Raw genomic sequence first — 15,400 nt, forward strand, 5'->3', positions numbered from 1 at the left:
CGCCGCAGTGCCGACCGGCCGTATGACGGCGCATGGGCAACAACTTGAAATCACGCGCAAGGTTCCGTACTTGCAGGGAGCGGGCGTTGCATTTCACCTTCAAGGGTACGACCATGCTCAAGAGGCTCCTTCGAACACTATGCTTTCCGGTTCTGGCGCTGACCCTGGCGCTGACGGGCTGCGCGCCCTCCCAGCAGAGCGCCGGGCACGGCTCGCGCTCCAACCTGGAGCCGGAGATCACCGGCCTCGAAGCCCTGAGCCAGAGCCGGGGCCGCCCCCTGACCGCCGCCGAGAAGCAGGCCCTGGATTCCCACCAGGAGCTGACCTTCAGGCTCTCTCCCGAGGAAACCGAGGAGATGCGCCTGTTCTTCCAGTATTTCACCCGCGACAAGCGCGACACCGTGCAGCGCTGGATGCTGCGCAGCGAACCCCACCTGGAGTACGTGCGCGCGGTCATGGCCAGCCACCGCCTCCCGCAGGACCTACTGGCCCTGCCCTACATCGAGTCCGGCTACAACGTGCTGGCCGTGTCCAACTCCGGGGCCGTGGGCATGTGGCAGTTCATGCCCGCCACGGCCCGGCGCTTCGGCCTCACCGTGGACTGGTGGCTGGACGAGCGGCGCGACCCCTACCTGGCCACAGTGGCCGCCGCCCGCTACCTCAAGGCCCTGCACCAGCAGTTCGGCGACTGGCAGTTGGCCCTGGCCGCCTACAACGCGGGCGAGGGCAGCATCTCCCGCGCCATGGCCTCCACGGGCACACAGAACTTCAACAGCCTGGCCAAGTCCTCCAGCCGCCTCAAGGACGAGACAAAACATTACGTGCCCAAGTTCATGGCCATGCTCAAGATCGTGCGCAACGCCAAGCGCCTGGGCTTCAACGCCCCGGACCTGCACGCCTCCAAGGAACTGCAGGAGGTGCGCATCCCCGCCGGGTCCGACCTGTCGGGCCTGGCCTCCAACCTGGGGCTCTCCTGGGAGCAGTTTCACGCGCTCAACCCGGCCTACCGCAGGCAGGTGAGCCCGCCGGACCGCACCACGGCGGCCTGGGTGCCCAAGAACTCGGCCAAATCGGCCCTGGCCTTCCTGCAGAATCCTCCGGGGCAGGGCGGCGGTTCGAGCCGCATTGCCGGCCCCGGCGACACCTGGTGGAACCTCTCCCGACAGACCAACATCCCCGCCAACGTGCTGCGCGAGGCCAACGGCAACAAGGACGCCCCGGCCCCGGGCAAGCCCGTGCTGATCCCCCTTGCGGCCTGCTCGCTGGATAACGGACTGCCCGCGCCCGAGCCCGCCCCCAAGTACGCCAAGGCGGGCGGGACGCAGGGGAGCGGGGCCGTCGCCGCCGTGCCGTCGTATTCCTCCGGTCCGGCCCCGGCCCCGGCCTCGGGCCAGCCCACGCTCTACGTGGTGCGCAAGGGCGACACCCTGGAGAGCGTGGCCGGCAAGACCGGGGTGGGCGTGCAGGAGCTCATCAGCTTCAACAAGGCCAACCCCAAGGACGCCCTGGTGCCCGGCACCCCGCTGCTCATCCCGGTGCGGGGCCAGGCCTCCTCGCCCGCTCCGGCGGCCGCGCCTTCCCCGGTGGCCTCGCAGGCCCCGGCCTCGCCCGCCTCGAAGGATGCCGGCACCACCGAGCTGGACCCCAACCCCAAGTACAAGATCATCAAGCGCACCGGCATCTGAGCCGAAGCGGAGCGGAGAGAAAGAAGAAGGCCCCGGAAGAAGTTCCGGGGCCTTTGTTTTGGTTGGGGAAAGATCGGGGAGGCTCCGCCTCCCCAAACCCCTCCGGCAGGGAAGTGACTCCCCTGCACCCCCAGCAGCTTCGCGTTCACGCCCGTAAGCATCGCGTCCACCCGGAAAAAATAATAGCCCGGGAGGCGAAGCCTCCCGGGCTGATTATTGCGGGGTCCAGGGGGATCATCCCCCTGGTGGGGCGTGGGGTGAAGCCCCACTCCGGTAATCCGGCGGCGGGGGCTATGCGCCGAGCGCCCTGAAGAGCAAAGCCTTGGCCTCGTCCAGGGGCAGGTCCAGCCCTGTCCAGAGCTTGAACTGGGCCGCGCCCTGGCCCGCGAACATGGCCAGGCCGTCGATGGCGGCCGCGCCGCGCTCCCGGGCCTGGAACAGGAAGGGGGTGAGCAGGGGGTTGTAGACGATGTCGTAGGCGACGTGGCCGGGCGTCCAGTATTCGGCGGGCATGGGCGAGAGCCCGTCGCCCTTGCCGGACATGCCCACGGGCGTGGTGTTCACCACCAGCGCGGCGTCGAAACCGGCGCGCTCCTCCCAGGGGATGGCCATGGCCCCGAAGGTTTCCGCCAGGGCCTGGGCGCGCTCGAAGGTCCTGTTGGCCACGGCCACCCGGGCCACGCCCAGCTCCTTCAGGCCCGCCAGCACGGCCTTGGCCGCGCCGCCAGCGCCCAGCACCAGGGCGGTTTCCGGGATGGCGCCCAGCCGCTTGAGCGGCGCGCAGAACCCTGCCACGTCTGTGTTGTGGCCCACCAGCCGGCCGGTTCCGGGCTCGCCCTCCCAGACCAGGGTGTTCACCGCGCCCACGCTCCCGGCCAGCGGGTCCACCGCGTCCAGCAGCGGCATCACGGCCTCCTTGTGGGGGATGGTCACCGAGAGGCCGCACACGGGCATGGTGCGCACGGCGCGGATGAAATCCTCCAGGCGCTCGGGCGGCGTGGGGAAGGCCACGTAGGCCGCGGCCACGCCCATGCGCGTAAAGCCCCAGTTGTGCAGCAGGGGCGAGAGCGTCTGGCCCAGGGGGTGCCCGATGATGCCGTAGAGCAGCCTGGGCGGGGCCGGGATGGCGCTGGCCTCAGGCGGCGTCATACCCGGCCTGCAGGGCCTCTGCGTTCTTGGGGATCAGGTGGCCGTAGTGGGCGGGCACCACGTGGCTGAGGGCCTGCTTGAGCCGCTCAAGGGGCAGCGCGCCCGTGGCCTTCACGAAGGCTCCCATGGCAACCATGTTCACCATTCGCGCGTTGCCCACCTTCTCGGCGATGTCGTTGCAGGGCACGCCCACCACCTTGATCCGGGCGGAGTCGGCCAGGGCCGGGTCCGCCAGGGAGGAGTTGACCACCACGGTGCCCCCGTCGGCCAGCTGGAGCTGGAACTTCTCCAGCGACGGCCGGTTCAGGGCCACCACGTTCTGGGGGCGGCGGATGATGGGGGAGCCGATCTCCTCGTCGGAGAGCACCACGGTGCAGTTGGCGGTGCCGCCGCGCATCTCCGGCCCGTAGACGGGCATGAACGTCACGTTGAGGCCGTGCTCCATGGCGGCGTAGGCCAGAAGCGTCCCGGCCAGGACCACGCCCTGGCCGCCGAACCCGGCGATGATAACGTCGGCGTACATCAGCAGGCTCCCGCGTTTTTGGCGATGTCCTTGAAGACCCCCAGGGGGAAGGTGGGGATGATGGCGGCCTCGATGTGCTCGTTGGCCTGCACCGGGGTCATCTTCCAGTTGGTGGGGCAGGTGGCCAGAAGCTCCACGAAGCCCATGCCCTGGCCCGCCAGCTGCACTTCGAAGGCGCGGCGGATGGCCTTGCGGGCCTGGGCCAGGTGCTTGACGTTGTTGAGCGCCACCCGGGCGGAGAAGGCCACGCCGCCGAGTCCCGCCACGATCTCGGCCATGCGGAAGGGCGCGCCCTCGGTGCTGGCGCAGCGGCCCGCCGGGCTGGTGGTGGTCTTCTGGCCCACCAGGGTGGTGGGGGCCATCTGGCCGCCGGTCATGCCGTAGACGGTGTTGTTGACGAACACCACGGTGATGCGCTCGCCCCGGTTGGCCGCGTGCATGATCTCGGCCATGCCGATGGAGGCCAGGTCGCCGTCGCCCTGGTAGGTGAAGACCACCTTGTCCGGGCTGACGCGCTTGACGCCCGTGGCCGTTGCCGGGGCGCGGCCGTGGGGGGCCTCGACGGAGTCGAAGCGCAGGTAGTTGTACAGGAAGACCGAGCAGCCGATGGAGGTGACCATGATGGTCTTCTCCGCCAGGTTCTCGGCGTCGAGGTATTCGGCCACCATGCGGTGGGCCACGCCGTGCTGGCAGCCCGGGCAGTAGTGTGTGGGCGTCTCGGCCACGGAGGGGGTGCGGGTGAAGGCCAGGGTCTCGCTCATTTGGAGCCTCCGGTGAGGGCGGCCTCGATGGCGGCCTCGTATTCGTCCGGCGTGGGGATGGTGCCGGAGAGGGTGCCGTGGAAGGCGCTGTCCGCGATGCCGCACACGGCCAGGCGCACGTCGTCCACCATCTGGCCCATGTTGTGCTCGATGGTCAGCAGGCGCTTGCCCTGCCTGGCCACGGCGGCGACGGCCTCGGCCGGGAAGGGGAACAGCGTGATCGGGCGCAGCAGGCCCACCTTGAGCCCCCGGGCGCGCAGCTTGCGGATGGAGGATTTGACGATGCGCGCGATGGACCCGAATGAGACCACCACCAGCTCGGCGTCCTCCGTCATGAACGTTTCGCAGCGCGCCAGGGAGGCCATGGCCTCGAACTTGGCGCGCAGGCGCTGGTTCACGGCGGTGAGCACGCCCTCGGCCAGGAACAGGGAGCGGAAGATGCGCTGCTCGCGCCCCTTTGCGCCGCTCAGGCCCCAATCGGCCGATTCGGCCGGGTCGGCGGGCCTGGGAACGCCTCGCGTGATGGGCTCCTTCATCTGGCCCAGGATGGCGTCGCCCAGGATCATCACCGGGGTGCGGAAGCGGAAGGCGATGTCGAAGGCTTCGCGGGTCAGGTCGTAGGCCTCCTGACAGGTGGAGGGGGCAAGCACCGGGGTGCGGTAGTCGCCGTGGCCGCCGCCGCGCGTGGCCTGGTAGTAGTCGCCCTGGGAGGTGTTGATGTCGCCAAGGCCCGGGCCGCCGCGCATCATGTTCACCACCACGCAGGGGGTCTCGCTGGTGGCCATGTAGGAGAAGGACTCCTGCATGAGCGAGACGCCGGGGCTGGAGGACGAGGTCATGGCCCGCGCGCCCGTGGCGGCCGCGCCCAGCACCATGTTGATGGCGGCCATCTCGCTCTCGGCCTGGACGAACGCGCCCCCGGCCTTGGGCAGATGCAGGCTCATGTACTCGGGGATCTCGTTCTGGGGCGTGATGGGGTAGCCGAAGTAGCCCTTGAGCCCGGCGTCGATGGCCCCCATGGACACGGCCTCGTTGCCTTTGACGAAGATGCGGCCATCGGCGCTCATCGGCTGGCCTCCTTGGCTTTGACGGTGCGCCAGACCACGATGGCCAGGTCGGGGCACATCTGGGCGCAGGCGGTGCAGCCGGTGCACTCTTCAGCGAGCTCCGGGGCGCACTCGGCCACCTTGTATCCCTGCGCGTTCATGCGCGAGGACTGGCGGAGGATGTTCTTGGGGCAGACAACGGTGCAAAGCAGACAGCCTTTGCAACGCTCCTCGTCGAGGACGATTCGTGACATCGGGCAGGCTCCCTTGGTGTCGGGTTTGGCCGCGTCAGCGGATGAGCATGGCGTCGCCGTAGGAAAAGAAACGGAATCCCTCGCGCACGGCCCGGGCGTAAGCATCAAGGATCACACCCCGGCCGGCCAAGGCCGCGACCATAATCACAAGGCTCGAACCGGGCAAATGAAAATTGGTGACCATTGCGTCAACAATGCCGAACCGGTAGCCGGGAGTGATAAAAATGTCAGTCCATCCGGCATAGGGGCCGATGCCCCCCAGGGCCTGGAAAGAGCCCTCCAGGGCCCTGGCCGAGGTGGTGCCCACGGCCACCACGGGGCGGGCCTGGGCCTTGGCCTCGCGGACGGCCTCGGCGGTCTCGGCGGGCACCTCGGCGAACTCGGCGTGCATGCGGTGCTCGCGGATGTCCTCGGCGCGCACGGGGCTGAAGGTGCCGTAGCCCACGTGCAGGCTCACCTCGGCCCAGCCGAAGCCCCGGGCGGCCAGGTCCGCGCGCAGCTCGGGCGTGAAGTGCAGCCCGGCCGTGGGCGCGGCCACGGAGCCGCGCTTGTCCTGCCGGGAGTGCAGGGTCTGGTAGCGGGCGCGGTCCGCCTCGGAGTCGGGGCGCTGGATGTAGGGCGGCAGGGGCATGTGCCCGATGCGCTCGAACAGCATGGCCAGGTCGCCCCGCCAGTGCAGGCGCACCCGGCTGTGCCCGAAGTCCCCGCGCTCGAGCACTTCGATCTCCAGGTCGGGGTCGAAGGCGAGGCGCTGGCCGGGCTTGGGCTTCTTGGAGGCGCGCAGCAGGCCGTGGGCCTCGGCGTGGAAGAATCCGCCCTCAGCCGTGGGGGAGATGAGCGGCAGGGGCGTGAGCAGCAGGAACTCCACGGCCCCGCCCGTGGGCTTTTTGGCCAGCAGGCGCGCCGGGAGCACGCGGGAGTTGTTGGCCACCAGCAGGGCTCCGGGCGGCAAATGCGCGCCCAGATCCGCGAAGCGGGCCTCGCCCGTAGCGCCACGGCCCTTTTCCACCAGCATCAGGCGCGAGGCGTCGCGCCGGGCGGCGGGCTCCTGGGCTATGAGGGCTTCGGGCAGGTCGAAGCGGTAGGAATCGAGTCTGGTTTCGTCGGCCAAGGTTTTCAGCGGCAGATGCCGAAGCGGAGGATCCAGTAGATGGCGGCCACGCCGTCGCGCCAGCCGATCTTCTTGCCCTCGTCGTAAGTGCGGCCGTAGTAGGCCACGGGCACCTCGTAGACGCGGGCCTTGAGGCGGGCGCACTTGGCGGTGAGCTCCGGCTCGATGCCGAAGCGGTCGCAGACGAGGTTCATGCGCGCCAGCAGGTCGCGCCGGAAGACCTTGTAGCAGACCTCCATGTCCGTGAGGTTGAGCCCCGTGAACACGTTGGACAAGAGCGTCAGGAAGCGGTTGGCCAGGTAGTGCCAGAAATAGAGCACCCGGTGCGTGCCGCCCAGGAAGCGCGAGCCGAACACCGCGTCGGCCCGCCCCCGCAGGATGGGGTCGAGCAGGTGGGGGTAGTCGGCCGGATCGTACTCCATGTCGGCGTCCTGGATGAGCACGATGTCCTTGGTGGCGGCGGCGAAGCCGGTGCGCAGGGCCGCGCCCTTGCCCCGGTTGTGCGGGTGGAAGAGCACCCTGACCTTCTCCATGCCCTCCAGGGCGCGCAGGATGTCGCGCGTGCCGTCGGTGGAGAAGTCGTCCACCAGCACCACCTCGTCAACCGAAGGCTGCGCGAGCACCAGTTCCAGGATGTCGCGGATGGTGGCTTTCTCGTTGTAGACGGGGATGACGACGGAGAGGGTCTCGGCGTGGCGGTTCATAGGAGCCCCCCTTATGGTGAATGTCGTGGGGCGTCAAGGCGGTAGGGTTTCATGAACGTTGCGATATTTCGCCGGGATGGTATGCAGCTTGAAACAAGACTCGCAAGCGGAGACCCCCATGAGCCAGAACGGTCCCTCGTCCTCTTCCTCCCTGAAGTCGCTCCTCATCGTGGTGTTGCTCGTCGTGGTGGGGGTGCAGGCCTACTTCCTCTGGGGGGGCAGGCAGCCCGCCCGGGAATCCGCGCCGCAAACCCCGGCCACCGCTCCGGCGCCGGCGTCCGCCCCGGCCCAGGCCCCGGCCAAGTCGGTGGGCAAGGCGGAGGGCCAAGCCGGGGGCCAGCTCTCCTACTACCACACCTGGAACCGGCGGGACACGCTGCTCATCATGTTCTCCAAACCCGTGGGCGATACGGAGTACAACGGCCCCCTCTCCAAGCCCCCCTTCGAGATGGACCCGCCCCTGCCCGGCGAGTGGGTCTGGATGGGGCCATACATCCTGAGCTTCAAGACAGCCCAGAAGGGCGGTTTCAACCCCTCGGACTCATACACGCTCACGGCCCGGCCGGAGAACTTCCTGCCCGTGGGCGAGACGCTCTCCGGGGCGCAGTCGTTCACGCTGCAGGGCCAGGCGCTCACCGTGTACGACTTCAGCGCCGAATCAGAGCCCGTGGCGGGACGCCCGGGCTGGTACGTCATCAAGGGCAACATCCGCTTCAACGCCGACATCAAGCCTTCCGAGATGGCCGCCGCCATGACCCTGGTGGACCCCAAGCTCGGGGCCGCCCAGCCCGTGCCCCTGGAGGTCGCCAAGGACGAGGGCTACGGCACCTCCGACCTGGCCTTCCAGAGCGCGCCCGTGCAGGGCGAGGCCAAGGCGCGCATGTTCACCCTGCTGGTGGACAAGAACAAGGCCCAGTCCGACAAGGGCCTCAAGCTGGAGAAGCCCCTGGCCTATTCCGTGGCCGTCTCCCACTCCGACACGCTCACCGTGGCCGCGCCCAAGCCCGTGGCGGGCGGCCAGGGCGGCTGGGAGCTGCCCTTCTCCGCCAAGGTGGACACCGACGCCCTGCGCCGCAAACTGGTGATCGAGCCCGCGGTCGATTCCTTCAGCATCGGCTCCGAGCGCGGCCGCAGCGTGGTGCTCAGCGGCGGCTTCAAGCCCGGGGCCTCCTACACCGTGACCGTCCCGGCCGGGGTCACGGCCCTGAACGGGGCCGCCCTGGCCAAGGACGCCCGCTTCACCTTCAAGGTGCCCGACCTGGCCCCCGCGGTGGGCTTCGCCAACCCGGGCGTGTTCCTGCCGCGCAGCGGTTCGCGCAACGTGGCCCTGGAGTCCGTGAACGCGGGCAAGGCCAACGTGCGCATCGAGCGGGTGTTCCGCAACAACATCTTCTTCAGCCTGAGCTACTACGGGGACTCCACCTTCGAGAGCGAAGGCTACGAGGACGTGCTGCCCTACCTGGGCGACGAGATCGCCAACTTCTCCCTGGACCTCAAACGCCCCCGCAACGAGAAGCAGCTCACCAACATGGACGTGGAGTCCCGCGTGAAGGACTCCGAATCCGGGCTCTACCGCATCACGGTGGAGCAGGCCGAAGGCGGGAGCGGCAGGCGCCAGAAGTGGCTCCTGATGACGGACCTGGGCATCGCGGCCAAGCGCGGCCAGGACGACCTGCTGGTCTGGGTGGCCTCCTATAAAGACACCGCCCCCGTGGCCGGGGCGCGGGTGAAGGTGGTCTCCACCAAGAACCAGGTGCTCTTCCAGGGCGTGACGGACAAGAACGGCCTCTGGCGCACCACGGGCCTCTCCAGCCTGCCGCCCGAGCGCGAGCCCTTCATCGTGACCGTGGAGAAGGATTCGGACTACTCCTTCCTGCACTTCGACCGCTTCCGCACGGACATGACCGGCTTCGACGTCTCGGGCACGGGCGTGCCCGCCGTGGGATACGTGAGCACCATCTGGGGCGAGCGCAACATCTACCGCCCCGGCGAGACCGTGAACGGGATCATGGCCGTGCGCGACCCGCAGCTCAAGACGCCCCCGGCCGGGATGCCCGTGAAGCTGGTCTGGAGCGACCCCCAGGGCCGCGAAGTGGCCGTCGAGAACGTGAAGACCGACGCCCAGGGCATGGCCTCCTTCACCCGCGCCATCCCCGCGCACTTCATGACCGGCTCCTACCTGATGGAGCCGCGCGTGGGCGACGAATCCATCGGCCAGTACCGCTTCGAAGTGGAGGACTTCAAGCCGGACCGCATCAGCACCTCCATCGAGCCCGGCTCCGAGCGGGCCTCCCCCGGCGCGGACCTGGCCTTCACCGTCGAGTCCCGCTACCTGTTCGGCGCGCCCGCCGCCGGGCTTGCCGCCGAGGCCCAGGTGATGCTCATGCCCGCGCCTTTCGCGCCCAAGGGCTACGAGGAGTACACCTTCGGCGACCCGGACCGCTCCTTCGAGACCCAGGTCATCAACCTGGAGCCCGGCAACCTGGACGAGCAGGGCAGGCTGGGCTTCAAGGCGGCCATCCCCGAGGGGCTCAAGCCCCCGGCCGCGCTCTCGGCGGTCATCACCGCGCGCGTCAGCGAGGCGGGCGGGCGCGGCGTGGCCGCGCGGCTCAAGATGCCCGTGGACGCCTACAGCGTGTACCCGGGGCTTAAGAAGCTGGGCGAATCCGGCCTGACGCCGGGCCAGGCCCACGCCTTCGACTACGTGGTGGTGGACGGCCTGGGCAAACCGGCAAAGTCGCCCAAGCTGCTGGCCGAATTCTTCGAGGACCGCTGGCAGACCGTGCTGCGCCGCGCCGACGACGGCTCCCTCAAGTACGAAACCAAGCGCGACTCCCGCCTGGTGGAGCGGCGCGAGCTGCCCGACCCGGGCGAGAAGGGTCAGGTGGCCTTCACCCCGCCCAAGGTGGGCTCCTACCGCGTGGTGCTCACGGACGTGGCCTCGGGCTCGGCCTCGCAGCTCGGCCTCTGGGCCTCGGGCGAGGGCTACAACCCCTGGGCCATGGAGAACCCGGCCAAGCTGGAGCTGGTGCCCTCCAAGACCGACTATCTGGCCGGCGAGACGGCCCGCTTCCAGGTGCGCGCGCCCTTCGCGGGGAGGCTCCTGCTCACGGTGGAGTCCATCGGCGTGATGGACAGCTTCGTGGTGGACATGCCCGCCAACACGGCCGAGGTCAGCGTGCCCATGAAGCAGGGCTACAGCCCCAACGTGTACGTCACGGGCGTGCTGGTGCGTAAGGGCGCGGACATCCGTCCCGGCCAGGCCGGGCGCGCCTTCGGCACGGTCAGCGTGGGCGTGGCCCGCGAGGCCGGGCGCCAGAACGTGACCATCCTGGCCCCCGAGCTCATCAAGCCCAAAACCAAGTTGACCATCACGGCCAAGGCCGACCCCGGCGCGGTGGTGACCCTGGCCGCCGTGGACGAGGGCATCCTGCAGCTCATCGCCCAGAAGACCCCCGACCCCTGGGGCGAGCTGTACGCCAAGCGCAGCCTGGGCGTGACCTCCTTCGACACCTGGATGATGCTCCTGCCGGAGGTGAAGGCGCTCACGGGCAAGTCCCCGGCGGGCGGCGACGAGATGGGCCGCTACCTGCGCACCGAATCGCCCCAGGGCGACAAGTCCGTGGCCTTCTGGTCCGGCCCGCTCAAGGCCGACTCCCAGGGCCGCGTGCAGTGGACCATCGACGTGCCCCTGTTCCAGGGCGCGCTTAGGATCATGGCCGTGGCCGTGAACGGCAACCGCTTCGGCTCGAGCCAGCACTTCACCCGTGTCAGGAGCCCGCTCTCCATCCTGCCCACGTTCCCGCGCTTCGCCCAACTGGGCGACGGGCTGCGCCTGCCCGTCACCGTGCGCAACGACACCGACAAGGACGGCAGCTTCCAGCTGGCCCTGGCCGCCTCCGGGGCCGTGAGCAGCACGGAGCAGCCGCGCACGCTTGAGATCCCCAAAGGCAAGGACCGCACCGTGTTCCTGGCCGTAACCGCGGGAACGCAGGAGGGCACGGGCGCGCTTGCGCTCTCGGCCTCCGGCAACGGCGAAAGCTACGAGGTGCGCTCCGAGTTCCTGGTGCGCTCGCCGCTTCCGGCAGTGAGCCGCATCCAGGCTGGAGCCAATGGTGCCGGGCCGGTGGAGTTCGGGGAGGAGGCCTCGGGCCTGCTGCCCGGCTCCGTCAGCCGGGACCTGCGCCTGGGCCGCTACCCCGTGGTGCGCTTCAGCGGCAAGCTGGAGAGCCTGCTGGGCTACCCCTACGGCTGCCTGGAGCAGAGCGTGTCGCGCAGCTTCCCGCTGCTGTACTTCGCCAACCTGGCCCGGGAGCTGGAGCCCGAGGCCCTGGCCAAGGCCTCGCCGGAGTCCCTGGTGCAGGTGGGCATCAGCCGGGTGTACTCCATGCAGCTGCCCTCGGGCGGGTTCGGGCTGTGGCCCGGGGCCCAGCGCGAGCACGCCTGGAGCTCGGTGTACGCCATCCACTTCCTGCTGGAGGCCTCCAAGGCGGGCTTCCAGGTCACGGGCCCGTCCATGACCCAGGCCCTGGACTGGCTGGCGGACTTCGTCAAGCAGGAGCAGCCCGTGGGCCTCGTCAAGGCCCAGGCCTACGGCCTGTACGTGCTGGCCCGGGCGGGCAAGCCGGACAAGGGCATGATGGACCACCTCACGGGCAAGCTCGCGGGCAAGCTGGGGGCCGACGCCAAGGCCCTGCTGGCGGCGGCCTACGTGGCCACGGGCAACGCCAAGGGCTCGGACAGGCTGCTCACCGGCCTGGGCCAGCCCGTGCCCGCGCCCGCGGCCGACGACATCCTGGATTCCCCGCTGCGCGCCCAGGCGCTCATGCTGGCCGCCCTGGTGGACGCCGCCCCGGATAACCCGGCCACGGCCCAGGCCGCGCGCGAGGTCTCCAGGCTGCTGGAGGCCAAGGGCCCCTGCTCCACGCAGGAGGCGGGCATGGCCTTCATGGCCCTGGGCAAGCTGTTCGCGCGCCAGCAGGCGGGCGAACCCTGCACGGCCCAGGTCATGGCCGGGCAGAGCTCGCTGGCGGCCTACGACGGAGTGAAGACGCTGACACTCAAGCGCATCAAGGCCGCGGGGCCGCTGCGCATCGCCACCGGGGCGGAGTGCAAGCCCGGCGCGCTGTTCTACAGCCTGGATACGCGCGGCATCCCCGAGGCCTCCACGTATGCGCCCTTCGCCAAGGGCCTGGAGGTCAAGCGGGAGTTCCTGGGCCGCGACGGCAAGCCCCTGGACGTGGCCAGGCTGCCCCAGGGCACGCCGGTGGTGGTCAAGACCTCGGTGCGCTCCACGGCCGGCCCGGTGGCCCATGTGGTGCTCACCCAGCTGCTGCCCTCCGGCCTGGAGGTGGAGAACCCCAGGCTCGCCACCACGGACAAGCTGCCCTGGATGGAGTCCGAGCCCGCGCAGACCAACTATGCGGACTACCGGGCCGACAGGGTCAACGTGTTCCTGGACCTGCCGGGCGACAAGTGGGTGGACGCCTACACCCTGTGCCGGGCCGTGATTCCGGGAACCTACGCCCTGCCGCCCGTGCAGGCCGAGGCCATGTACGCCCCCGAGCTGCAGGCGGGCACGGAACTCGGCAGGATCACGGTGGAAGGCGGTCAATGACGCAAGGCTTGAAGGGTGGGGGCGGCGCGGACAAGACGCCCGCCGCCCCTCCCGCCTGTGAAAATACCCCCCCTGGCTCCGGGCCGGAGGGGAGGCCGTGCTGGCGGCCATTTCGCGACGCGGCCCCGTGGGCACGGGGCTTGCGGCGGCCAGGCCGTTCTTTGCTCTCCGGGCTGCGGGGCTGGAGGGGGGGCCTGGCCCTGGCGCTGGCCCTGCTGCTCATTGGCGCGGCTGGCTTCGCCGCGCTGGACGCCCTGTTCCCCTTCCCCTGGGAGCGGCTCGCGCCCCCGGCCTCCACGGTGGTGCTGGGCAACCGGGGCGAGCCCATCCGCTTCTTCCTGGCCAGGGACCAGGCCTGGCGCTTCCCCGTGGCGCTCGATGAAGTCTCCCCCGTCTGCCTGGAGACCCTGATTTCCAGCGAGGACCGCTATTTCTACAGCCACCCGGGCGTGAACCCGCTCTCCATCCTGCAGGCGGCGCTGGGCAACCTGCAGGCCGGGCGCGTGGTGCGCGGGGGCTCCACCATCACCATGCAGGTGGCCCGGCTGGCCGAGCCCAAGCCGCGCACCGTCTGGGCCAAGGCCGTGGAGTGCTTCCGGGCCTTGCAGCTGGAGCTGCGCCTGAGCAAGCGCGAGATACTCAATCATTACGTGAACCTGCTGCCCTGCGGCGGCAACATCGTGGGCCTGGGCGCGGCCAGCTGGTTCTACTTCGGCAAGACGCCGGACAAGCTCTCCCTGGCGGAATCGGCCATGCTGGCGGCCATTCCGCGCGCGCCGGGGCGCTACAACCCGGTGAAGCATCCCGAGGCGGCCCAGGCCGCCCGGGACCGCGTGCTCCAGGCCGCCCTGGACGCGGGCGCGGCCACACGCGAAGAGGTGGAGCACGCCAGCGCCCAGGGCCTGCCCGAGCGGCTACGCCGCCCGCCGCTGGTGGGGCCGCACCTGGCCCAGATGGCCGCTCCCGGGCGGGAGCGCCCCCCGCGCATCCGCACCACCCTGGACGCCCGCGTGCAGGAGTTGGCCCGCCAGGCCATGCGCTCCCGCCTGGTGGAGCTGCGCGCCCAGGGCGTGGAGAACGCCGCCGTGGTGGTGCTGGACCTCGCCAGCCGCGAGGTGCTGGCCCTGGCGGGTTCGGCGGACTTCTTCGACGACGTCCACCACGGCAAGGTCAACGCGGCCACGGCCCCGCGCTCGCCCGGCTCGGCGCTCAAGCCCTTCCTCTACGCCCTGGCCTTCGACAAGGGGCTCATCGCGCCCGAGAGCCTGCTGCTGGACATCCCCATCGCCACCGGCACCTACGACCCGCGCAACTACGACGGCAGCTACCGGGGCCGGGTGGAGGCCCAGGAGGCGCTGATCCACTCCCTCAACGCCCCGGCCGTGCGCCTGCTGGCGGACGTGGGCGCGGAGCCCTTCCACCGGCTGCTGCTGGACGGCGGGCTGCGCACGCTTTCGCGGCCCACGGCGCACTACGGGCTCTCCCTGGTGCTGGGCGGGGGCGAGGTGAGCCTTTTGGACCTGACCAACCTCTACGCCACCCTGGCCCGGGGCGGCATGCACGGCCCGGCCTCGATCCTGGCGGACGGCCTGCCCCCGCGCGAGGCGCGCCTGCTCAGCCCGGAGGCCTGCGCCCTGGTCACGGGCGTCATCTCGCGCCTGGAGCGCCCGGACCTGGCCGCCGGCGTGGAAAAGGCCCGGGGCGTGCCCGCCGTGGCCTGGAAGACGGGCACATCCTTCGGGCACCGCGACGCCTTCGCCCTGGGCTACTCGGCCCGCTTGGCCGTGGGCGTGTGGGTGGGCAACGTGGACGGCCGCCCGGTCAAGGGCATTTCGGGCGCGCGCCAGGCCGCGCCCCTGCTCTTCGACGTGTTCCGGGCCCTGGAGCCCGACGGCATGGGCCTGCCCCGGCCCGAGGGCCTGAACCTGGCCGAGGCCGAGGTCTGCGCCCTGTCGCGCCAACTGCCCGGGCCGGACTGCGCGCAGCGCGTGCGCATGAGCGTGATTCCCGGCGTGACGCGCCTGGAGCCCTGCCCGGTGCACCGGCGCGTGCTGGTGGACGCGGCCACGGGACTGCGCGTCACGGGCGAGTGCCTCACGGGACGCGAGGTGCGCCAGGAGCTGGTGACCCAGTTCCCGGCGGAGCTCACGGCCTGGTGGCGCGCCGGGGGCATGCCCGCCCCGGGCCTGCCCGAGCCCAGCCCGGACTGCCCCGAGGCCATGGCAGGGCTCCCGCCGCGCATCACCTCGCCCAAGGCGCGGATGGTCTACCAGATCAGGCCGGACTCCCCCTCGGGCTTCCAGCGCGTGGGCCTGTGCGCCCAGGCCGGGGCCGACGCCGGGGCGCTGGCCTGGTTCCAGGACGGCGCGCACGTGGCCGCCTCCCAGGTGGGGGAGACGGTGTTCCTGGAGTTGACCCCCGGCGCGCACAGGCTGGTGGTGGTGGACGCCCAGGGCCGCTCGGACGCGCTGCGCTACGAGGTGCAATAGGGTTTGGCGCAGGGTGCGGGCAGCGGGTGAAACGACGCGGGCGAGGCCGTGAACACCCGCA

General features: G+C 70.5%; 10 protein-coding genes. 3 read left to right on the forward strand and 7 right to left on the reverse strand.

The genetic code is table 11. The features are described 5' to 3' along the window. Window positions 1-86: 86 nt before the first annotated feature. A complete protein-coding gene (locus tag MLE27_RS18270; RefSeq protein ID WP_423747981.1) occupies window positions 87-1,685 on the forward strand; it encodes a lytic transglycosylase domain-containing protein in 1,599 nt (532 codons plus the stop codon). A gap of 291 nt (window positions 1,686-1,976) precedes the next feature. On the opposite strand, the gene aroE is transcribed toward MLE27_RS18270, so the two are convergent. Genes aroE through MLE27_RS11745 form a run of 7 tightly spaced genes read right to left on the reverse strand, consistent with a single transcriptional unit; the run spans window position 1,977 to window position 7,233 of the window. Then, the gene (aroE, locus tag MLE27_RS11715) at window positions 1,977-2,834 is read right to left on the reverse strand and encodes a shikimate dehydrogenase (protein ID WP_243312261.1); all 858 of its coding nucleotides are present in this window, start codon (window positions 2,832-2,834) and stop codon (window positions 1,977-1,979) included. After that, window positions 2,821-3,363 (reverse strand): 2-oxoacid:acceptor oxidoreductase family protein, encoded by a 543-nt coding sequence (locus MLE27_RS11720; RefSeq protein ID WP_243312323.1) that lies wholly within the window; start codon window positions 3,361-3,363, stop codon window positions 2,821-2,823. The genes aroE and MLE27_RS11720 overlap by 14 nt, the downstream gene beginning before the upstream one ends. Beyond that, window positions 3,357-4,118 carry a thiamine pyrophosphate-dependent enzyme gene (locus MLE27_RS11725; protein WP_243312262.1) on the reverse strand — a complete coding sequence of 254 codons (762 nt, stop codon included), beginning with the start codon at window positions 4,116-4,118 and terminating at the stop codon, window positions 3,357-3,359. The genes MLE27_RS11720 and MLE27_RS11725 overlap by 7 nt, the downstream gene beginning before the upstream one ends. Continuing rightward, the gene (locus MLE27_RS11730; protein WP_243312263.1) at window positions 4,115-5,185 is read right to left on the reverse strand and encodes a 3-methyl-2-oxobutanoate dehydrogenase subunit VorB; all 1,071 of its coding nucleotides are present in this window, start codon (window positions 5,183-5,185) and stop codon (window positions 4,115-4,117) included. The genes MLE27_RS11725 and MLE27_RS11730 overlap by 4 nt, the downstream gene beginning before the upstream one ends. Next, complete coding sequence (locus MLE27_RS11735; protein WP_243312264.1) at window positions 5,182-5,418, reverse strand: 4Fe-4S dicluster domain-containing protein; 237 nt, start codon at window positions 5,416-5,418, stop codon at window positions 5,182-5,184. Before MLE27_RS11735 ends, MLE27_RS11730 begins: the two co-directional genes overlap by 4 nt. A 34-nt stretch (window positions 5,419-5,452) precedes the next feature. Beyond that, window positions 5,453-6,538, reverse strand: coding sequence for a tRNA preQ1(34) S-adenosylmethionine ribosyltransferase-isomerase QueA (gene queA / locus MLE27_RS11740; protein ID WP_341482534.1), 1,086 nt, complete (start codon window positions 6,536-6,538; stop codon window positions 5,453-5,455). Next, a complete protein-coding gene (locus tag MLE27_RS11745; protein WP_243312265.1) occupies window positions 6,535-7,233 on the reverse strand; it encodes a glycosyltransferase family 2 protein in 699 nt (232 codons plus the stop codon). Before MLE27_RS11745 ends, queA begins: the two co-directional genes overlap by 4 nt. Window positions 7,234-7,351: 118 nt before the next feature. On the opposite strand from MLE27_RS11745, the gene MLE27_RS11750 reads away from it, so the two are divergent. Next, window positions 7,352-12,850, forward strand: a complete 5,499-nt coding sequence (locus tag MLE27_RS11750) for an alpha-2-macroglobulin family protein (RefSeq protein WP_243312266.1) — start codon at window positions 7,352-7,354, stop codon at window positions 12,848-12,850. A 161-nt stretch (window positions 12,851-13,011) separates the two neighbouring features. Further along, the gene (gene pbpC, locus MLE27_RS11755) at window positions 13,012-15,339 is read left to right on the forward strand and encodes a penicillin-binding protein 1C (protein WP_243312267.1); all 2,328 of its coding nucleotides are present in this window, start codon (window positions 13,012-13,014) and stop codon (window positions 15,337-15,339) included. The last annotated feature ends 61 nt before the right edge of the window (window positions 15,340-15,400 follow it).

The sequence above is a fragment of the Fundidesulfovibrio agrisoli genome, assembly GCF_022808715.1.
In the GTDB taxonomy this organism is placed as follows: domain Bacteria; phylum Desulfobacterota; class Desulfovibrionia; order Desulfovibrionales; family Desulfovibrionaceae; genus Fundidesulfovibrio; species Fundidesulfovibrio agrisoli.